This is a genomic window from Streptomyces sp. NPDC085927, from assembly GCF_044540975.1.
GTDB classification, from domain to species: Bacteria; Actinomycetota; Actinomycetes; order Streptomycetales; family Streptomycetaceae; genus Streptomyces; species Streptomyces hirsutus.
On sequence record NZ_JBITSN010000004.1, the window covers coordinates 213,199 to 231,908 of the forward strand.

An 18,710-nucleotide genomic window follows, 5' to 3' on the forward strand; every position below is an offset into this window, starting at 1 on the left:
CCTGCCGTCGTCCTGCCGTGCCGTCGAGGGATCACTGCTTGCCACGGACGACGGTGACCGGGCAGTCGGCGTGGTACAGAAGCGCCTGGCTCACCGAACCCAGCAGCATCCCGGCGAATCCCCCGTGCCCCCGTGCCCCCACCACCAGCAGCTGGGCCTGCTTGGCGGCCTCCAGCAGCGCGTGCCGGACCCGGGACCGCTCCAGGAGCGGTTCCACGGACACCTCCGGATGGGCGGCCCGCCACGGAGCCAGAGTCTCCTCCAGCCGGTGGCGGTGCTTCTCGCGGAGCTGGTCCAGGTCGACCACCACGTTCAGCGGGTCGGCGGGGCCCTCGTACGGTGTCGGCTCGCTCCAGGTGTTCCACACGTGCAGGGCGGTCAGCGGGGCTTTCCGCAGCGCCGCCTCGGTGAAGGCGAACTCGCCCGCCGCGGCCCCGGCGGGCGAACCGTCCACGGCGAGGAGTACGGACCCCTGCGGATCGGGGCGCCCCCGCACCGCCATGACCGGGCAGAAACCGTGGGCGGCAAGCTGCACGACCGTCGAGCCCAGCAGCAGGTCCCCGAACCCGCCGCGGCCCCGCCCGCCGACCACCGCCAGCACCGAGTGCCGCGACTCGCTCCACAGCACCGTCAGGGTGTCCCCGGACGCCACGGTCCTGGACACCTCCAGGCCCGGTGCCACGTCGGCGGCCCGCTGCTCCGCCCGGGCCAGGACGCCGTGGATCATCGGGTCCAGGTCGGACGGGCGGCTGAAGGCGTGCACGATCCGCAGCGGTGCGCCGCGCAGCCGCGCCTCACGGGCCGCTACGTCCACAGCGGCGAGACTGGACGGTGATCCGTCCACTCCGACCATCACCGTGTCGTCCACTGTTCACTCCCGTCCCGGCCGCTCCGTCGCGGGTGCGTCCCGGTCACGCCCGTGCGTACCGAAGTACCCGCGGGCGGGGCACCGTACCGGCGCGCAGGCCCCGAAGCGAAGGGAGCGCGGGCTATGCGTCCCCGTCCTTCTCCCCGCCGCCGCCGCGGACGACCGCCACCGGGCAGTGGGCGTGGTGCAGCATCGCCTGGCTGACCGAGCCGAGCAGCAGTCCGGTGAACCCGCCCCGCCCCCGGGCCCCGACCACCAGCAACTGCGCCGTACGACTCGCCTCGATGAGCGCTTCGCGCGTGCCGCCGTGCACGACCTCGTGCCGCACCTTCACCCGGGGGTACCGCTCCTGCTGCCCGGCCAGCGCCTCGGACAGCAGACGCTCCTCGCCCGCCCTCAGTTCGTCGGGCCCGCTCGCGTAGGGGGCCTTCTCGTCCTGCGGCGGGGGCGCCGGCGCGTTCCAGGTGGTCCAGGAGTGCAGCGCGACCAGTTCGGCCCCGCGCAGCGACGCCTCCGCGAAGGCGAAGCCGATCGCCTTCGCGCCCGCCGGGGAACCGTCGACCCCGACCACCACAGGCCCGTCCGGGGCGCCCGTCTCCCGCACGACCAGCACCGGGCACCGCCCGTGACTCGCCAGGTGCACGGCCGTCGAACCCACCAGAAGTCCGACGAAACCTCCCATGCCGCGGGACCCGACGACCACCAGTTCCGCGTCGGGGGACTGCGCCTCCAGCACGGTCAGCGGTTCGCCCGTCACCACGGTGTGCGAGACCTCCACGTCCGGTGCCACGGACTTGGCGTGCTCCACCGCCTCGGCCACCAGCTTCTCGACCATGGTCTGCAGACCGCCCCCGGGAGGCCCCAGCGGTGAGGGGCCCAGCGGCACATGCATGGCCGGCCAGAGGAAGGCGTGCACCACCCGCAGTCCGGCCCCGCGTCGCCGGGCCTCCTCGGCCGCGACCCCCACGGCGGCGAGGCCCGATGCCGAACCGTCGACTCCCACTACGACCAGACCGCTCATCACGCCTCCTGAATCGGTACGTCATACGGATCGTCCCACGGGCACGCCCCGCCGCCAGGGGACCTATGGGCCACACCTCGCGGCCGACCGGACCGGAAGGTCCCCGGAGCCTCCGGTTCCCACCCCGCGCGGGGCAGGGCGCCGGGCACGGCAGGGCGTCGTTTCAGGGCCCCGGCGGATGGCCGACGGCCGTCGCAACCGTTGTCCATCCGTGGCATCACCCCATATCTCCGGGAGATCGCGGGATGACACGATGTCCTCCATGGGGGCCGACCATCAGCGCGATGAGGGACCCCACCCATGGACGGACGACAGAAGAAGAACCGGGAAGGGGACGGGCTGTGCCTGCTCCACGGATGAGTACCACGCCACTGCCGGGCATCGGCGTGAAATACGACCTCACCACGCGTGAGCACCAGCACCTGTCCGTGATCGCGCACCGGGACGGCGCCCGCACGGTCAACGTCTACCGTTCCGACGACCCGGACGCCTGTGCCCAGTCGCTGCGGCTGAACGTCGCCGAATCGGCCGCCCTGATCGACGCGCTGATGCCCGCTCATCACAGCCCGAACGTGCTGCACACGACCGACCTGGGGCTGGTCGCCGAGCGCGTCGAACTGTCCGCCGCCTCGTACTGGAACGGCAGGGTGCTGGGCGAGACCAGGATCCGTACCGACACCGGCGCCTCGATCGTGGCCGTGCTGCGCCGGGCCGAGGCGATCCCGTCCCCGACGCCCGACTTCCGCCTGGCGGGCGGGGACACGCTCATCGTCATCGGAACCCGTGAGGGCATCGAGACCGCCGCCGAGATCCTCGGGCGGGAATGAGCGCATGCACTCTTCCGCAATTTTCCTGATCGAGTTCGGCGCGATCATTCTCGGGCTCGGTCTGCTGGGCCGCCTCGCCGGGCGCCTGCAGTTCTCCCCCATCCCGCTCTACCTGCTGGCGGGTCTGGCCTTCGGCGAGGGCGGGCTGCTGCCGCTCGGCGCGAGCGAGGAGTTCGTCGCGATCGGCGCCGAGATCGGCGTGGTCCTGCTGCTGCTCATGCTCGGCCTGGAGTACACGGCCAGCGACCTGGTCTCCAACCTCAAGACCCAGTACCCGGCCGGTCTGGTCGACATGCTGCTGAACGCCGTGCCCGGCGCGATCCTCGCCCTGCTGCTCGGCTGGGGTCCGGTCGCCGCCGTGGTGCTGGCCGGTGTCACCTGGATCTCCTCATCCGGCGTCATCGCCAAGGTCCTCAACGACCTCGGCCGGCTCGGCAACCGGGAGACCCCGGTGATCCTCAGCATCCTGGTGCTGGAGGACCTGGCGATGGCGGTCTACCTGCCCATCGTCACCGCCCTGCTGGCCGGCGTCGGCCTCGCCGCGGGAAGCGTCACCCTGGCCGTCGCGCTCGGCGTCGCCGGACTCGTCCTGTTCGTCGCCGTCCGCTACGGGCGGGTCATCTCACGCTTCGTCTCCAGTGACGACGCGGAGAAACTGCTGCTGGTGGTCCTCGGCCTGACCCTGCTCGTCGCCGGTATCGCCCAGCAGCTCCAGGTGTCCGCCGCGGTGGGCGCGTTCCTGGTCGGCATCGCCCTGTCCGGGGAGGCCGCCGAGGGCGCGCACAACCTGCTGGCCCCGCTGCGCGACCTGTTCGCCGCGGTGTTCTTCGTCTTCTTCGGACTGCACACCGACCCGCAGTCCATCCCGCCGGTGATCCTGCCCGCCTTCGTGCTCGCCGTCGTCACCGCGCTGACGAAGATCGCCACCGGCTGGTGGGCCGCCCGCCGGGCCGGAATCTCCGGGAAGGGCCGCTGGCGCGCGGGCGGCACGCTGGTCGCCCGGGGCGAGTTCTCCATCGTCATCGCCGGGCTCGCGGTCACCTCCGGCATCGAGCCCCAGCTCGGTCCGCTGGCCACCTCGTACGTCCTGATCCTGGTCATCCTGGGCCCGCTCACCGCCCGCTACACCGAGCCCATAGCCCTTCGCCTGACCAGGAAGAAGTCCTCCGCGGACGGTGTTCCCGCCCCCGACGGGGCCACGCCCGTCCCCGCTTCCGCCATGGCCCCCGCCCTGGAGACGCTGGAACCGGTGGAGGACGGAAAGACCGAACGGCCATAGGGCCGGGCCACCCCCTTCCGCCGCACGGGTCCCGTGCTCCCAGCCCCGACCGGGGCCGTGGAGCACGGGACTTCCGCCGACTCCCTAGCCGTCCAGCCGGACCGGCATCAGCAGGGAGAACGTGTCCTCGTCGTCCGGCCGGCGGATCGCGACGGGCGCCGTGGGGGTGCCGAACTCCAGGACCAGCCGGTCACGGGCCCCGGCATCGAGGGCGTCCAGCAGGAACGCACGGTTGACCCCGACACGGCCGCCGTCCCCGTGCACCCCGCCGTCTCCGTCCGTACCGTCGTCGCAGATCCGCACCGTGCCGTCGGCGCCGGTCCCGATCACACTGACCTCGAAGACCGCCCCGTCCTCCTCGCGCACCTCGCCCGTACGGACGGGACCCTCCTGCACCGCCTCCCGGAAGGCCGCCACGTCGACCACGGCGCGGTGCCCGGCGGGGAGGCCGATCAGACGGAGATAGTCCGGGAAGTCGTGAGCGAGGGACCGGCCGGCCACCTGGCGGCCGCCCCCGGTCTCCAGCGTCACCCGGTCACCGTCCACGGCGAGCCGTGCGGGCTCGGGGCCGCCGGCCAGCGCCCGCATCGCGTCGACGAGGGGCAGCGGCACGACGGCCTGCACGCGGGACCCGCCGTGCCCGGTGACCGGGACCCGCGCGACAGCCAGCCGGTACCGGTCGGTGGCCACGAGGCGCAGTGCGTCGCCCTCGATGTCGAAGAGGACTCCGCCGAGCATCGGCAACTCGGGGTCGGTACCGGCCGCGAAGCGGACCGCGTCCAACGCGGCGGCCAGTTCGGGCGAGGCGAGGGCGGGCCGGGCCGTGGCGGTACGGAGCGGGGTCATGGGTTTCTCCCTGTCGTCGAGTAGGGCTCGGAGCGTGGAGAACTCACCGCGGGCATCGGACAGCCCCCGTTCCAGGCGGCGCAGGTGCGCCTCAAGGAGCTGCTGCACGAGATCGGTGTCCGCGCCGGTCCAGCCGGCCAGCACCAGCCGGATGTCGGCCAGGGGCACGCCGGCCCGCCGCAGCCGCGCCAGCAGCCGGGCCTCGTCCAGCTGCCCGGGGGCATACCAGCGGTAACCGCTCACCGGATCGACCCAGGCGGGTACGAGCACGCCGGCACGGTCGTAGAACCGCAGGGCGCTCACGCTCAGGCCGCTGTCCCGGGCCGTCTCACCAATGCTGCGCATCTCGCTCTCCACACCCCGGACCCTCATGCCTCGACAAGGTCGAGGGTCAACCCCGCGCCTGCTCCCTCCCCGCCCGGCCGGCCGCCAGGTGACGGCGGCGGAGGCGGGTGAAGGCCGTGGGACTGGGCCGGTGCGGGAGGAACTCCTTGATGCGCCGGGCGCACTCGATAGGACTTGCCGTGCCGGTGTCGCACACCAGGTCGTAGTCGCCGTGGGCGTGGACCAGATCGTACTGGTGCGCCGCGAGGCCCGGCGGGCGGTCGCCCCGGGCCAGTTCGCGACGGGCCAGTTCGTCCGGCGGACAGTGGACACCGACGAACAGGACGTCCTCCGGCGGCAACACGGTCAGGCAGTCGAGCAGCCGCCACGGTTCGCTCAGCACATGGTCGACCACGATGTCGTTGCCCACCCCGGCCATGGCCGCGATCGAGCGGTGAAAGCCTTCCCTGGTCCGCCGCAGCGCGGTGTCGAGCTGCTCCGCCCCGAGCTCCCGCCCGGTGCGCATCGCGTTGAAGCCGTCGACGGCCAGGTGGAAGAAGACACCGTCGTCCAGGACGTCCAGAAGCTCGCGGGCGATGCTCGTCTTGCCCGAACTGGAGGTGCCGTTGAGGAAGATGATCCGGCCGGATGTCATACCGACATGATCGCCGGTCACCAGCTCCCCGGCTCCACCCCCGCCGGGGCCAGGACGGCGAGAGTGCCGGTGGCTGTGCGGAGTGCCTGTTCGAGGGGGACGGGGGAGTGCAGGGTGCCGGTACCGTCCGGGGGGACGAGCCATTCCAGGCGGCCGCCGGGCCGGTACGGCGGCGGCACCGCCACCCAGGAGCCCCGGCCGACGTGCCGTACGCCGAACCCGACCCACTCGCTGGCCGGGTCGGGCGGCAGGAAGAAGCCGACGCGGCGGGCCGTGACGTCCACCAGGGTGGGGCCGGGCACCCTCAGCGGATCGTTCCACAGGAGGTCCAGGGCGAGCAGTCCGAGCCGGTCGGGAACGCTGAGCACGTCCCAATAACGTCCCGCCGCCAGCAGTGCCGTCCCCGTGCCGTGGTCCCACTGCCGTTTGCACTCACCGGGGTCCCGGGCCGCGGCGGCCAGCCATTCGACGGCCTGTTTCCATCTGACGCTCTGCATGTCCCACCCCGGGCACGGTCGGCCGCGCCGCCGAGGGCGCGTACTGGTCCGGGCCGACGGCCTCACGGGCGTGCGCGCCGGCCCGGCGTGCCAGCCATGGTGATAGATATTTCTATGTGCCGGAAGGGGTGCTGCAGGCTTGCGTTCCCTCGTTCCGCGCCATGCGGCGCTCCACCCGAACGAGAACACCCCCGAAGGGAAAGCCCGTTCGGGGGTGTTCGACGCCAGGGGGGCGTGAGGCGAGGAGGGGGGAGCGGCGGGTGCGCCGTGGTCAGCTGTCGCGCTTCGCGCGCTCCGCGTTCCGCTGCTTGATGCGCTCCGCCTCCTTGCGGACCTCGGCCTGAGTGGCCTGCTCACGCTCCAGCCACTCGGGGCGTTCCTCCCTGAGGGCGTCGATCTGTTCCGTGGTGAGCGGCTCGGTGATCCCGCCGCGCGCGAGACCGGCGATGGAGACGCCCAGCCTCGACGCCACCACGGGGCGGGGGTGCGGGCCGTTGCGCCGCAGCTCCTGCAGCCACGGGGGCGGGTCGGCCTGGAGCGCGTTCAGCTCGGCGCGTGAGACGACACCCTCCCGGAACTCGGCGGGGGTGGCCTCGAGGTACACACCCAGTTTCTTCGCCGCGGTCGCGGGCTTCATCGTCTGGGTGTTTTGGTGCGACGTCATGGTGTCCAGGGTATCGACCGTACGCGCGACCGCCGACCACCGGCGACGGCCACAGCCCCTCGGCATGATCGCCGACCGGAACCGGTGACCGTGAACGGCTGCCGTGACCGGCGGTCCCGGCCCGTGGCCACGGACGGTAACCTGGCCGGGTGACAGGCTCGGATGTATCCCCGTCGTTCCGGCTCGTGTACGCGCCCGGGGTGATGCCCGGCAAGTGGGTGCGCGTCTGGAACGAGCGGCTGCCCGGTGTCCCGCTGACCCTCACCCAGGTGCCCGCCGCGGAGACGGGCGGCCTGCTGCTGGCCGGGGACGCCGACGCGGGACTCGTCCGGCTGCCCGTCGACCGGACGGTGCTCAGCGCGATCCCCCTCTACACCGAACAGACGGTCGTCGTGGTGCCCAAGGACCACCTCGTGACGGCGGTCGACGAGGTGTCCCCGGAGGACCTGGCCGACGAGATCGTGCTGCACCCCCTCGACGACGTCCTCGCCTGGGAGACCCTGCCCGGCAGGCCCGCCCTCGAACGTCCCGCGACCACCGCCGACGCCGTCGAGCTCGTCGCGGCAGGGATCGGCGTGCTCGTCGTACCGCTGTCCCTGGCGCGGCTGCACCACCGCAAGGACCTCACCCACCGGCCGCTCAAGGACGCCCCCGAGTCCAGTGTGGCGCTGGCGTGGCCCGAGGCCGCGACCACCGACCTGGTGGAGGACTTCATCGGGATCGTCCGCGGCCGGACCGTCAACAGCACCCGGGGCCGCACCCAGCCCCGCTCCTCCTCGCAGGAGAAGCGGGAGAAACAGGAGAAGCCCGGGCGCGCCGCCGGGAAGGGCACTGCCCGGCGGCAGCAGCCGGCGGGCGGGCCGGCCGGCCGCGGGCGGCGGAAGGGCACCGGCGGCACACCGAAGAACCCGCGCCGGGGCAAACCCCGCCGCGGGTCCTGACGTCCGGCTCCCGGTGGCCGGGACTCCTACTTCACCGTCTCGGCCGGTGTCGGCGCCGGAGAGACCGTGTTGAGGTCCTTCAGTTCTTCGGGGATCTCGAGCACCAGCACCGGGGCCCCCGCCGGCGGGGCCGGCGGCGTCACCTGCTCCCGGGGCATCTTGGGCGGGCTGGTCTGCTGGAAGTTGACCTGTTCGTGGTTGACCAGTCCGGTCTTCTCCAGGACCGTGATGTGGTCGAGCACGGTGTCGTTGGCCTGGTCCGCCAGTTGCCGCACCAGGGTGTTCCTGGTGTTGGCCCGGACCTTGGCGATCGCTGGGAAGATCTGACCGTGGGTCACCCGCATGATGTTCACCGCCGTGGTGTCGAACTCCTTGTCGGTAGTGGCCTTGATGGTCTCCACGAACTGTTCCTGCTGGGGCGAGGCCTGGTTGGGCAGGGTGATTCCCAGTTCGAGGGAGAGCTTGCGGCAGCTCTCGTCGAGCCGTCCGTGCCCGACGACCAGGTGCTCGCCCGCCTCCTTCATCTCGGGCGTCGTACCCCGCTCCATCGCCAGCAGGCCCAGGGGGTGCTCCCACAACCCGGCCGCGCGCACCTTGACCACGAAGTCACGGTCGGACTCGGTCAGCTGGCCGTACTGCGTGTTGGCGACCACCCGGTCCGGGGTGCTCGATGTGGTCTGCACGCCCAGCATGGTGGGGTAGGCGAGTGCGGAGAGGGTGAGAACCATGGCTCCGCCCACGAACGCGGTTCCTGCCGTGCTGCGCGAGATGCGCATCGTTCCTCCTGGTGTATCAACAGCCCAACACCAGTGAGTACGGATGGGAGCGGCAGGACAATCACCGTTCCGGAAGAAATCTTCTGCCGGGACGCGGCGGCGTTCCCGCCGGTGCTTCCGCGGGGCGCCCGACGGCGACGACCGGTGCGGCCTGCGGCATCGGGTGCCCCTTTTCGCGAACTCAGGGCGCGTACGAGGCGTTCCGTGCCGTACGCACGACCTTGTCACCGTCCGCTCCGCTCAGCAGGCCGGCGGCCACCCAGTCGCCGACCGTCGCCCGCACCCGCGTGACCAGCGCGCTCGGGTGTAGTCCCGCACGTGACCGGGCGTCAGGCCGATGAAGTAGGTGACGAGCGGCTTCTCCGCGTCCGGCCGGTCCTGCCTGGAACCGAGGACCTGGTTGTACAGGGCCCGTTCGTAGTAGTCCATGTACGCCGGGTCCTGCTCGTGGAAGAACAGCGTCCGGCTCAGCTTGAGCATGTTGTACGCGCAGCAGGTCTCGGCCGTGGTGGCACCGACCGTGCCGGCGATGACATCGCGCGCCCGCCAGAACTCGCCGCTGCTGGTGCCGCCGATCCCGTACGTGCGGTGCGGCACGACCATGTGCCAGAAGTTCTTCGCGGCCGTGAGGTAGCGCTCCTCGCCCGTCTCGTCGTGCAGCCGTACCAGGCCGGTGAAGATCGGAATGTGCTGGTTGGCGTGCAGCCCGTCGAGGACGTCGGTGTTCGCGGCGCACGCGTCGATGAGCCGGTCCAGGTCGAACAGGCGGGCCAGGGCGAGGTGTTCGGCCCTTCCGGTGAGGGTGTGCAGGTCGCAGACCGCCTCCACGATGCCGCCGAACTCCCCGCTGGAGAACAGCCCCCACATCCGCTGGAGCGTGGCCGCCGGCAGCGCGGACAGCCGTGCGTGCATCCAGTCGCACAGGCCGGACGCCAGATCGAGCGCGCGGTCGTCCCCGGTGGCGAGATACGCGTCCAGCAACCCCCGGAGGATCTTGTGCGCGGTGTAGTACGGCGCCCACACCCGGGTGTAGTCGCTGCCGGTCATCGACTCGAGCTCGATGAACTGCGTCTCCGGGTGCGCGGCGAGGAACCCCGGATGGCTCGGCCCGCCCCAGGTGCGGCGCAGGGTCGCGCCGAGTCCGCGGCCGGAGGCGTCGGCGAAGGTCCCCCCGGACGTCTCGTCGAAGGCGTACGAGGCCAGGTCGCCCCGGCCGGGCGCCGGTCAGGCCGCCCGGGCGGAGCGCGTCAGCCACTCGTGCGCGGCCCGTGCCGTGAACTCCCGCTGCCCGCCGCGCAGCAGCAGCGCGGCGGTGGCGAACTCCGGGGCGTCGGCCTGCGCCGCGACGTACGGAATCGCGATGCAGCGCATGCCCGCGGCGTGCGCCGCGGCGACACCCGGGACGGCGTCCTCCAGCACCACACAGTCGGCGGGGTCCGCCCCGAGCCGACGGGCCGCCTCCAGGAAGACGTCGGGAGCGGGCTTGCCGCGCGGCACCTCCTCCGCCGAGACGACCGTACGCAGATGGGCGTCCAGGCGCGTCCCGGCCAGGATCGCCTCGAGCGCCTCGGGCGAGGAACCGGAGGCCACGGCCATCGGTACGCCCTCGGCGGCCAGCAGTTCCACGAACCGGCGCATCTCGGGGTACACCTGCGTCGAGGCGCGGGCCAGCCGGAGGTAGTGGCCGTTCTTGACCTCCAGCAGGTCCTCCACCGAGGCCCGGAGCCCGTACCGCTCCCGCCAGTCGGTGATCGTCTCCCGGGTGCTGATCCCCACGTAGCGCTCGTGCTCGGCCCAGGAGAAGTCCGGCACGCCGTGCTCGGCGAGGGTCAGCCGGCCCGCCTCGTAGTAGTTCGGCTCGCTGTCCACGAGCGTTCCGTCGAGATCGAAGACGACCGAGAGTGCGTCCGAAGTGCTCATGGGGCCCAGGATGCCAAGCTCCGGACGGCAGAAGGACGTCAGGGGGCGAGGAGTCCGGAAGCGGGCAAGGGCTCTAGGGACGAGCCGTTCGGCCGATCGACTCCACCAGCGGCAGCAGCCGGTGCGGGACGCGCTCGCGCAGGGCCACCTCGGTGCGGGTGCGGACCACGCCGGGCAGGTTGATCAGTTTCTGGACCACGTCCTCGAGATGGGCGTTGTCACGCGCCACGACCCGGGTCAGCAGATCCCCGTCACCGGTGATCGAGAACGCCTCGACGATCTCCGGCACGGCGGCCAGTTCGTCGCCGACCTCGTCCAGATGCCCCTGCGTGACCTCGATGTGCACGAACGCCAGCACCGGATGCCCCAGCGCGGCGGGGGAGAGGGCCGGACCCGTCCCGGTGATCACTCCCTCGCGCTCCATCCGGTCGAGGCGGGCCTGGAGAGTGCCGCGCGCGATCCCGAGGACTCGGGCGTACTCCCGCACGCTGGTGCGCGGCTGCTCCAGCAGGAGCCGCAGGATGCGGGTGTCCAGCTCGTCCACGGCCATGGCGCCCGGCCTCCTGTCCTGCGGGTTCGCCGCTCGGCTTCCGCGGGCTCACCACTCGTCGCGCAGGTCCCGCCGACCACTGATCGGTGATCGTTTCCGACTGTACCAATGGCCGGTCGCCGGCCGGACCGTTGAGCCGCCCGCCGTCGGCCGTTGGCACTCCGTCGGTCTCTCGCCGACGACTCGTGCTGGGCCATTGGCTCAGCCTTGAGGAGGTGAGTTGAGCCAGTGGCGGCCAAGGTGCTGAAATGAATGCATCGATGGCGCTGCGGACTCCGCGGCGCCTTTCTCGTGCGAGGGCGCGACCGCGCCCACCATGAATCCGAGGGGCGGTCGACAGTGCTGAAGAGGGTGTTCACAGCCCCGGACCCGGGCCGGGTACGGCTGCGCTTCGCCACGCGGGCCGTGCTCGGCATCGCTCTGGCGGTCGTCGTGTGCGGCCTGGCCGGATACTCGCTCACCGGTGTCGTCACCGGCGGACTCGCCGCCCTCCTGGCCCTCTTCACCGTCACCGACGCCACCGTCCGGGGGCAGGCGCTCACCACCGCCCTGCTGCCCGTCGTCGGACTGCCCGTACTCACCGTCGCGGCCGGGCTGCACGGCCACCCGGTGGTCCGGGACCTCGCCGTCCTCGCCGTGGTCGGACTGGGTGTGTACGCGCGGCGCTGGGGCCCGCGCGGGCACAGCCTCGGCGTGTTCGCGTTCATGACCTGCTTCGCGGCGCAGTTCCTGCGGGCGACCGCGGACCAGCTGCCCGAGCTGTACGCCTCCGTCCTGCTGTCCGTGCTCGCCGCCGCCGCGGTGCGCTTCGGGCTGTGGTGCTACGAGACCCGCCTGCCGCCCGCGGTGGTGCCCGCCGCGCCCGGCGGCACCGGCCTGGCCCGCGTCACCACCCGCCAGGCCGTCCAGGCGACGGCCGGTGCCGGCTTCGCGCTCGTCGTGGGCCAGCTGGTGTCCGGCGAACGCTGGTACTGGGCCGTCGGCGCCACCTGGTGGGTCTTCGTCAACACCACCTCGCGCGGCGAGACCCTGGTCCGGAGCTTCCGGCGGGTCCTGGGCACGGTCCTCGGCATCGGCCTCGGCCTGCTCGTCGCGGTCCCCGCCCAGGGCGACGGCCCCACCACGGCGCTGGTCGTCCTGGTGTCCGTCTTCGGCATCTTCTACACGGCCGCCGTGTCCTACACCTGGATGATGCTCTGGGTGACGCTGCTCGCCGCCATGCTCTACGGCCTTCTGGGCGTGCTCGACCCCGGGCTGCTGGTCCTGCGGGCGGCGGAGACCGGTGTCGGAGCACTCGGCGCCGTCCTGGCCGTGGCACTCATCCTGCCCGTCACCACGCACGACGTCACCGGCGCCTGGATCCAGCGGGCCCTGCGGTGCGTTCACGCGTGCACCGCGCAGGCGGCCGCGCGGCTTGCGGGGGCCGAAGGCGCCGACCCGGCGCCGAAGGTGGCCGAGCTGGAACAGCTGCTCGCCCGGGTGCGGCTCTCGGTCGCCCCGCTCGTCCACCCGCTGAACCCCCTGCTCGGCCGCAAGCGGCGCGCCCGCGCGGTGCTGGCGCTGCTCGACGACTGCGTCCGGGAGATCCGGGGCCTCGTGCTCGTCGCCGCCGACCCGGAGGCCTCCCACGACGACCGCCTGGCCGCCGCGTGCCGGCGCGTGGAGAGGGCGGTCGAGGCGCTCACCGACGGCAGGGACGACATCGCCGTGCGGACGCCCCCGGCGGCGACGGAGCCGGCCCTGGCCCATCTCCACGGCCTGGAGCGCGCCCTCGCCGAACTCGCCGCGCCCCTGCGGGCACCGTCCGGGTCTCCGCTGGCCGGAGCCTGAGGGTGATGGCCCGAGGGGCCGGGCGGGTCATCTCTTCCGGTCCAGACCTTTAGGGAGTGCCTGCTAGCGTCACCCCGGTGGGCGGGAAGCGGGAGGGGATCAGGCGTGAGCGTGGGGGACCTGGGCGTGACGGACGGCAGACGGCGGGCGTTCATAGGATCGTTCACGACGGCGGGCGGTCCGGGCGTCGTCACCGCCGCCCTCACTCCCGACGACGGCGCCCTGACCGTGCTGAGCACCGTGAACGGCCTGCCCGACCCCTCCTGCCTGGCGCTCTCCCCCGACGGACGGACGCTCTACGCGGTCAGTGAGACGGCCGAAGGGGCCGTGGCCGCGTTCCGGGTGCCCGGCGCCGGGGACGCGGGGGACGCGCCGGAACAGGCCGGACCCGCGGTGCCGGTCCACGGGGACGGGCCGACCCACCTCTGCCTCTTCGCCGGACACGTCCTCACCGCCAACTACGGTTCGGGCAGCGTCACCGCCGTCCCCGTCCGCGCCGACGGAAGTCTGGCGCGCTCCGCGTCCGGGGTGTTCCCGCCCCCCGGCCCGGGCTCCCACCCGCACCGCCGGCGGCCGCACGCCCATCAGGTGCAGCCCGACCCGAGCGGCCGCTGGGCGGTCGGCGTCGACCTCGGCACGGACTCGGTACGGGTGTACACCCTGGCCGACGGGGCTCCCGCGCGGCACCGGGAGGTGGCGCTGCGCCCCGGTTCGGGCCCCCGCCACCTGGCCTTCCACCCCGACGGCACGCGCGCGTACCTCCTCAACGAACTCAGCCCCACCCTGACCGTCTGCCGCTGGGACGCCGCCGGGGGCACGCTGCGGCCGCTCACCGAGATCCCCGTCCTGCCCGGTGTCCCGTCCGGCGACGCCTACCCGTCGGGCGTCGCCGTCTCGCCCGACGGCCGCTTCGTGTGGACCGCGACCCGCGGGGAGGACGTCCTGTCGGTGTTCGCGGTCGAGCAGGGCGTGGACCGCGCGGTCCACGCCGCCCACCCGGCCGGAAGCGACGGGGCGGCCGGGACGGGCGGGGCGGCCGGGCTGCGGCTGATCGCCACCGTCCCCTGCGGCGGCCACTGGCCCCGCGCGCTCATCGAGTCCCGCGGCTTCCTGTACGTGGCGAACGAGCGCTCCGGGGACGTGACCTGGTTCGCGGTCGACCCGGACACCGGAATGCCCCGGCGCCGCGGCTCGATCCCGGTGACGGCGGCGTCCTGCGTGGTCGTCGGCTGAGCGATTCCCCCGGCCGTACACGCCGAAAGGCCCGCCCCGGTGGCCGGGGCGGGCCTGTTCGGCGCCTGCGTCGTGGAGCGGATGAGCCCGCCCGGGGTCAGTTCGCCGGAGTGCCCTGCGCCTGCTGCGGGCTGATACCCAGCGCGGAGGTGTACTTGGCCAGGGCGAGCTTGCCGATCGCCGGGTAGGGGCCCAGCGCCTCGGCGGCGGAGCAGCCCACCTCCCTCGCGGCCTCCTCGACCAGGCTCGCGTCGATCTCGGGGCCGATCAGGTACGGCGCGAGCGCCAGCTGCTGCGAACCGGAGGCGCGCAGCTGCTCGGCCACCGCCGCGATCGAGCCCTCCTCGTCCAGGGCCGCCGCCATCACCGGCACGGCAAGGCGCGCGGCGAGCAGCATGCCGGTGATCCCGGCCGCCTGTACGGCTTCGTCACCGCCCACGGAGGCGAGGATGATGCCGTCCGCGGCGGTCGCCACGGTGAACAGGCGGGCGCGGTCGGCGCGAGCCAGTCCGGCCTCGGACAGCCGTACGTGCAGCGCCTCCGCGAGCAGCGGGTGCGGGCCGAGCACGTCGGTCAGCTCGGCGGCGACACGGCTGTCCATCAGGGCCTGACGGACCTGGCGCAGCAGCGCGCTGTCCGGACCGGCGAGCAGCGGCACGACGACGGCGACGGGGCCGTCCGGCTCCTTGGCGTCCAGGCCGGCCGCGCGCGCCTGCTCGAAACGGGCGGTGCGCTCCTCGGCGGCGTGCGCCAGTACCGACTGCAGCGTGGGAAACTCCGCGTCGTCCCCGTCGAGGTAACCGGTCCGGGCGTCCAGACCCGGCAGCTCGGAACGGGCGATGCTGATGACCTCGTCGGCGAGGGAGCGGGTGGCACTGCTGGGAGTACCCGGCACGGCGAGGACGAGCGCGGGCGCGCCCTCGGGAGCCACCAGAGGCTCGGGACGGCGGTGCCGTCCGGGCTGGCGAGGGCGCGGCATTCGTACGGGCAGGCCGGACGCGGGCCCAGTGGGGGTGCTCATGGAGCGGAATGTTAGTGGTTTCCTGGGCTCCCCTGTTCGGGGAGGGTGCGCCTGCGCGGACTACGTCCGTTTTTGTCTGAAGTGTCATGTATGGGCATCGGGCGCACCGGCGCCCCCTTCACCTGCCGGGCTCGTCACGCACAGCATCTTCTCGTCACCCGGAAGGGTGAACGAATCGGTCGCGAGGTCGGTGGCGATACGCACCGCCCCGTGCAACGGATCTCCTTCCGCCGCCACCCGCCGTGCCCACGGCAGCCGTTTCGCCAGCTCCTCGTCCAGGGGCACGAGGAGGGGGTCGCCCAGGTGGAGCAGACCACCGGTGAACGCCACCAGCGGCTGGTCCGCGTCCCCGTCCGGGCCCCCGCCCGGAGCCGACCCCGCCCCGCCCCGCCCCGGGTCCGTCTCCGGGCAGACGGCCGCCGCCGAGTCCGCCATGTGCCGGGCGGCCGCCCGCAGAATGCCCGCGGCGACGGCGTCACCGTCGGCGCACTCGGCCACCCGGGGTGCGAAGGAGGCGAGGACGGCCGCCCGGTCGGTACGCGGATACAGGCGGCCGGGAAGCAACACCACCGGCCCGAACATCTCCTCGGCGAGTTCCAGCAGGCGGACGGAGCCGCCGTCCCGTCCGTCATGGGCGCGCAGCGCCGCCTCCAGGCCGGCCCGCCCGATCCAGGCCCCGCCGCCGCAGTCGCCGAGCAGATGTCCCCAGCCGTCCGCCCGGCGCCAGCCGGCCAGATCGGTGCCGACGGCGATCAGACCCGTGCCGGCGGCGACCACGGCACCCGGCCGCGGCCCCAGGGCGCCGACGTAGGCGGTGACGGCGTCGGCGGCCAGAGCGACACGGCGCACCCCCAGTTCCCGGGCCAGCGCTGCCGGCAGCTCGGCGCGCAGCGCGTCCCCGAGGCTGGCCAGCCCCGCCGCACCGACGACCGCCGTGTCCAGCCGCCCGACGCCGGCCTCGGCGGCCAGTCCCCGGGCCATGGGCACCAGTTGTTCCATCAGGTGTCCGGGATCGATCCCCCGGGAGCCGGTCCGTACCGGCTCCCCGGAGGCACTCCGGGCGAGCGGACCGCCTCCGGCGGTACCGGCGACGACCCGCAGCCCCGAGCCCCCGGAGTCCACGGCGATGAAGCCGGGCCCGGCGGCCGCCGGGCCGGTCGCCGCCGCCCCCTGCCGGGGCGGCGGACCGCCGACCGGGGGACCACTCGTCGGCGGACCGCTCGTCGGCGGACCGTTGTCGGACGGACGCAACGGGCTCCCCTCTCTTCCCGGACCTCGACCTCGACGGGGAGGAAGGGTAGCGCCCCCAGGACGCCCCCGAGGCGTGAAGCGGGCTGCCGGGCCAGGGGTGTCGGTGTGAGCCAGTAGAGTGATCCGCCGTGGCACCACGACCCTTGCACGAACTTGTTGAGCCCGGCTGGGCAAAGGCCCTGGAACCGGTGGCCGGACGCGTCGCGGCCATGGGGGACTTCCTGCGCGCGGAGGTCGCGGCCGGCCGGACGTACCTCCCGGCGGGAGCGAACGTCCTGCGGGCGTTCCAGCAACCCTTCGACGACGTAAGGGTGCTGATCGTCGGTCAGGACCCTTACCCGACACCGGGAATGGCGATCGGACTGAGCTTCGCGGTATCGCCGGACGTGCGGTCGCTGCCGGGCAGCCTCGAGAACATCTACCGGGAGCTGAACACCGACCTGGGCCTGCCCAGGCCCGTCAACGGTGATCTGACCCCGTGGACCGAGCAGGGCGTCCTGCTGCTCAACCGGGCGCTCACCACCGCCCCGCGCAAGCCCGCCGCGCACCGGGGCAAGGGCTGGGAGGAGGTCACCGAGCAGGCCATCCGCGCCCTTGCCGCGCGGGGCGGACCGCTGGTGTCGATCCTGTGGGGGAGGGACGCGCGTAACCTGCGCCCGCTCCTCGGGGATTATCCGGCGATCGAGTCGGCGCATCCCTCACCCATGTCGGCGGACCGCGGCTTCTTCGGCTCGCGCCCGTTCAGCCGGGCCAACGACTACCTGGTCCGGCAGGGCGCCGCCCCCGTGGACTGGCGGCTGCCGTCCGCCCAGGAGGCGAACGCACCGGCCGGGTAGCACGGCCGGAGCGAGAGGGCCCGGCCCGGCTCCGGGCCCCGACGCGCCGACGCCCTTGGGCCCCGGACGCCGTGAGCCCCGGTGCAGCGGGCGGCTGCACCCTCGGGGCCGGTGGGTCCGGTCCTTCGGGCTTCAGCCGATTCGTTTCACGGGAGAACCGCGGCCCGGACGCACAGGACGTCCGGCAGATGCGCGGCGAGCTGCTGCCAGCTGTCGCCGTCGTCGGCCGACGCGTACACCTCGCCGTTGCGGTTCCCGAAGTACACGCCCGCCGGGTCGGCGCCGTCGTGGCACATCGCGTCGCGCAGCACCGTGCCGTAGTGGTCGCCCTGCGGCAGGCCCGCGTCGAGCGGCTCCCAGCTCCGGCCCGCGTCCGTCGTGCGGTAGACGCGGCAGCGCCGGCCGGCCGGTACGCGGTCGGAGTCGGCGTTGATCGGGAACACGTACGCCGTGTCACCCCGATGCGGATGGGCCACGACCGCGAAGCCGAACGTCGACGGCAGCCCGGTACCGATGTCGGTCCAGTGCGCGCCCGCGTCGTCGCTGCGGTACACACCCCAGTGGTTCTGCAGGTACAGCCGGTCCGGTGCCACCGCGTCCCGGGCCACCTTGTGCACGCACTGGCCGAACTCCGGGTCCGGATCCGGCAGGAACACCGCGGAGACCCCGGAGTTGGACGGGGCCCAGCTCGAACCGCCGTCCAGCGTGCGGAACACGCCCGCCGTGGACACGGCGACCGTCACCGCCCGCGGATCCCGCTCGTCGGTCAGTACGGTGTGCAGGCCCTCGCCGCCGCCGCCCGGCACCCATGCGGAGCGGGTCGGATGCTCCCACAGCGGCCGGACCAGGTCGAAGGACTCCCCGCGGTCCTCCGAGCGGTAGAGCGCGGCCGGTTCCGTGCCCGCGTACACCACGTCCGGCTCCGCGGCCGCCGGATGGAGCTGCCAGACCCGCTCCAGCGACGCCCCCGTGTCCTTGGGGAACTTGACGGCGGGCCGTGCCGGTTCGGTCCAGGTCCGGCCCAGGTCGTCGGAGTGGAACACGGACGGGCCCCAGTGCGCGCTGTCACCGCCGGCCAGCAGCCTCGGTACCGGACCACGGGTGTCGACGGCGACCGAGTACACCGCCTGGGCGTTGAAGTAAGGGCTTTCGTCGAACTCCCAGTCGGTGCCCCGCCGACGCCCGATGAACAGACCTTTGCGGGTGCCCACGGCGAGCAGTACCTCGGACATGCCGATCACCTCCGTGACGTCTTCGTCGACGCCCTTGTTACGGACGTCCGCCAGTCTGCACCCCACCACTGACAGTCACCTCCGGATCGGACGCCGACGCAGGTCGGAGCGGTGGGGCGGAGCACGAGGCAGGTGCGGC

Annotated in this window: 18 protein-coding genes and 1 pseudogene; 6 read left to right on the top strand and 13 right to left on the bottom strand. The window is 73.2% G+C overall.

Going from position 1 to position 18,710, the window contains the following annotated elements:
* Nucleotides 1–31: 31 nt before the first annotated feature.
* Nucleotides 32–868: a universal stress protein gene (locus tag ACIF80_RS12840; protein ID WP_399803084.1), complete on the bottom strand. Its 837-nt coding sequence runs from the start codon at nucleotides 866–868 to the stop codon at nucleotides 32–34.
* Nucleotides 869–989: 121 nt separating this feature from the next.
* Nucleotides 990–1,889, bottom strand: coding sequence for a universal stress protein (locus tag ACIF80_RS12845; protein WP_399803087.1), 900 nt, complete (start codon nucleotides 1,887–1,889; stop codon nucleotides 990–992).
* A gap of 356 nt (nucleotides 1,890–2,245) precedes the next feature.
* Here ACIF80_RS12845 and ACIF80_RS12850 point away from each other — a divergent pair, with 356 nt between their 5' ends.
* A complete protein-coding gene (locus ACIF80_RS12850) occupies nucleotides 2,246–2,716 on the top strand; it encodes a cation:proton antiporter regulatory subunit (RefSeq protein ID WP_399803090.1) in 471 nt (156 codons plus the stop codon).
* A gap of 4 nt (nucleotides 2,717–2,720) precedes the next feature.
* Entirely contained in the window at nucleotides 2,721–3,995 is a 1,275-nt protein-coding gene (locus ACIF80_RS12855; RefSeq protein ID WP_399803093.1) for a cation:proton antiporter, read from the top strand.
* 84 nt (nucleotides 3,996–4,079) lie between these two features.
* Here the strand turns inward: ACIF80_RS12855 and ACIF80_RS12860 are convergent, their stop codons facing one another.
* The 4 genes from ACIF80_RS12860 to ACIF80_RS12875 form a co-directional block, all read right to left on the bottom strand.
* Complete coding sequence (locus ACIF80_RS12860) at nucleotides 4,080–5,186, bottom strand: MerR family transcriptional regulator (protein ID WP_399803095.1); 1,107 nt, start codon at nucleotides 5,184–5,186, stop codon at nucleotides 4,080–4,082.
* Between the two features lie 46 nt (nucleotides 5,187–5,232).
* Entirely contained in the window at nucleotides 5,233–5,820 is a 588-nt protein-coding gene (locus ACIF80_RS12865) for a chloramphenicol phosphotransferase CPT family protein (protein WP_399803098.1), read from the bottom strand.
* A 17-nt stretch (nucleotides 5,821–5,837) separates the two neighbouring features.
* Nucleotides 5,838–6,317: a hypothetical protein gene (locus ACIF80_RS12870; RefSeq protein ID WP_399803100.1), complete on the bottom strand. Its 480-nt coding sequence runs from the start codon at nucleotides 6,315–6,317 to the stop codon at nucleotides 5,838–5,840.
* A 271-nt stretch (nucleotides 6,318–6,588) separates the two neighbouring features.
* Nucleotides 6,589–6,981: a DUF5997 family protein gene (locus ACIF80_RS12875; RefSeq protein WP_399803101.1), complete on the bottom strand. Its 393-nt coding sequence runs from the start codon at nucleotides 6,979–6,981 to the stop codon at nucleotides 6,589–6,591.
* A 149-nt stretch (nucleotides 6,982–7,130) separates the two neighbouring features.
* On the opposite strand from ACIF80_RS12875, the gene ACIF80_RS12880 reads away from it, so the two are divergent.
* Nucleotides 7,131–7,922 (top strand): LysR family transcriptional regulator substrate-binding protein, encoded by a 792-nt coding sequence (locus tag ACIF80_RS12880; protein ID WP_399803103.1) that lies wholly within the window; start codon nucleotides 7,131–7,133, stop codon nucleotides 7,920–7,922.
* Between the two features lie 26 nt (nucleotides 7,923–7,948).
* Here ACIF80_RS12880 and ACIF80_RS12885 read toward each other — a convergent pair whose 3' ends face one another.
* The 4 genes and pseudogenes from ACIF80_RS12885 to ACIF80_RS12900 form a co-directional block, all read right to left on the bottom strand.
* A complete protein-coding gene (locus tag ACIF80_RS12885; protein WP_399803104.1) occupies nucleotides 7,949–8,698 on the bottom strand; it encodes a DUF4142 domain-containing protein in 750 nt (249 codons plus the stop codon).
* Nucleotides 8,699–8,959: 261 nt separating this feature from the next.
* Nucleotides 8,960–9,913: pseudogene (locus tag ACIF80_RS12890) on the bottom strand (beta-L-arabinofuranosidase domain-containing protein); the annotation flags it as partial.
* A 9-nt stretch (nucleotides 9,914–9,922) separates the two neighbouring features.
* Nucleotides 9,923–10,618, bottom strand: a complete 696-nt coding sequence (locus tag ACIF80_RS12895) for an HAD family hydrolase (protein WP_399803107.1) — start codon at nucleotides 10,616–10,618, stop codon at nucleotides 9,923–9,925.
* A 73-nt stretch (nucleotides 10,619–10,691) separates the two neighbouring features.
* Nucleotides 10,692–11,168, bottom strand: coding sequence for an Lrp/AsnC family transcriptional regulator (locus ACIF80_RS12900; protein WP_388444033.1), 477 nt, complete (start codon nucleotides 11,166–11,168; stop codon nucleotides 10,692–10,694).
* Between the two features lie 339 nt (nucleotides 11,169–11,507).
* Between ACIF80_RS12900 and ACIF80_RS12905 the strand changes: the two genes are divergently transcribed.
* Together ACIF80_RS12905 and ACIF80_RS12910 are read left to right on the top strand one after the other, a co-directional pair.
* Nucleotides 11,508–12,998: an FUSC family protein gene (locus ACIF80_RS12905; protein WP_399803110.1), complete on the top strand. Its 1,491-nt coding sequence runs from the start codon at nucleotides 11,508–11,510 to the stop codon at nucleotides 12,996–12,998.
* 126 nt (nucleotides 12,999–13,124) lie between these two features.
* On the top strand, nucleotides 13,125–14,231 hold the full coding sequence (locus tag ACIF80_RS12910; RefSeq protein WP_399803936.1) for a lactonase family protein: 1,107 nt from the start codon (nucleotides 13,125–13,127) through the stop codon (nucleotides 14,229–14,231).
* A 97-nt stretch (nucleotides 14,232–14,328) separates the two neighbouring features.
* Here the strand turns inward: ACIF80_RS12910 and ACIF80_RS12915 are convergent, their stop codons facing one another.
* Nucleotides 14,329–15,252 (bottom strand): sirohydrochlorin chelatase, encoded by a 924-nt coding sequence (locus tag ACIF80_RS12915; RefSeq protein WP_399803113.1) that lies wholly within the window; start codon nucleotides 15,250–15,252, stop codon nucleotides 14,329–14,331.
* An 84-nt stretch (nucleotides 15,253–15,336) separates the two neighbouring features.
* Nucleotides 15,337–16,380, bottom strand: coding sequence for an N-acetylglucosamine kinase (locus ACIF80_RS12920; RefSeq protein ID WP_399803939.1), 1,044 nt, complete (start codon nucleotides 16,378–16,380; stop codon nucleotides 15,337–15,339).
* Between the two features lie 251 nt (nucleotides 16,381–16,631).
* Between ACIF80_RS12920 and ACIF80_RS12925 the strand changes: the two genes are divergently transcribed.
* Nucleotides 16,632–17,339, top strand: coding sequence for a uracil-DNA glycosylase (locus ACIF80_RS12925; RefSeq protein WP_381220220.1), 708 nt, complete (start codon nucleotides 16,632–16,634; stop codon nucleotides 17,337–17,339).
* A 146-nt stretch (nucleotides 17,340–17,485) separates the two neighbouring features.
* Here the strand turns inward: ACIF80_RS12925 and ACIF80_RS12930 are convergent, their stop codons facing one another.
* A complete protein-coding gene (locus ACIF80_RS12930; protein ID WP_399803116.1) occupies nucleotides 17,486–18,640 on the bottom strand; it encodes a WD40/YVTN/BNR-like repeat-containing protein in 1,155 nt (384 codons plus the stop codon).
* Nucleotides 18,641–18,710 lie beyond the last annotated feature (70 nt).

What these genes read in the sequence shown, in the direction of transcription:
- ACIF80_RS12845 (WP_399803087.1), bottom strand. Translation starts at nt 1,889, where the DNA reads ATGAGCGGTCTGGTCGTAGTGGGAGTCGACGGTTCGGCATCGGGCCTC.
- ACIF80_RS12865 (WP_399803098.1), bottom strand. Translation starts at nt 5,820, where the DNA reads ATGACATCCGGCCGGATCATCTTCCTCAACGGCACCTCCAGTTCGGGC.
- ACIF80_RS12875 (WP_399803101.1), bottom strand. Translation starts at nt 6,981, where the DNA reads ATGACGTCGCACCAAAACACCCAGACGATGAAGCCCGCGACCGCGGCG.
- ACIF80_RS12885 (WP_399803104.1), bottom strand. Translation starts at nt 8,698, where the DNA reads ATGCGCATCTCGCGCAGCACGGCAGGAACCGCGTTCGTGGGCGGAGCC.
- ACIF80_RS12855 (WP_399803093.1), top strand. Translation starts at nt 2,721, where the DNA reads ATGCACTCTTCCGCAATTTTCCTGATCGAGTTCGGCGCGATCATTCTC.
- ACIF80_RS12850 (WP_399803090.1), top strand. Translation starts at nt 2,246, where the DNA reads ATGAGTACCACGCCACTGCCGGGCATCGGCGTGAAATACGACCTCACC.
- ACIF80_RS12870 (WP_399803100.1), bottom strand. Translation starts at nt 6,317, where the DNA reads ATGCAGAGCGTCAGATGGAAACAGGCCGTCGAATGGCTGGCCGCCGCG.
- ACIF80_RS12900 (WP_388444033.1), bottom strand. Translation starts at nt 11,168, where the DNA reads ATGGCCGTGGACGAGCTGGACACCCGCATCCTGCGGCTCCTGCTGGAG.
- ACIF80_RS12915 (WP_399803113.1), bottom strand. Translation starts at nt 15,252, where the DNA reads ATGAGCACCCCCACTGGGCCCGCGTCCGGCCTGCCCGTACGAATGCCG.
- ACIF80_RS12860 (WP_399803095.1), bottom strand. Translation starts at nt 5,186, where the DNA reads ATGCGCAGCATTGGTGAGACGGCCCGGGACAGCGGCCTGAGCGTGAGC.
- ACIF80_RS12895 (WP_399803107.1), bottom strand. Translation starts at nt 10,618, where the DNA reads ATGAGCACTTCGGACGCACTCTCGGTCGTCTTCGATCTCGACGGAACG.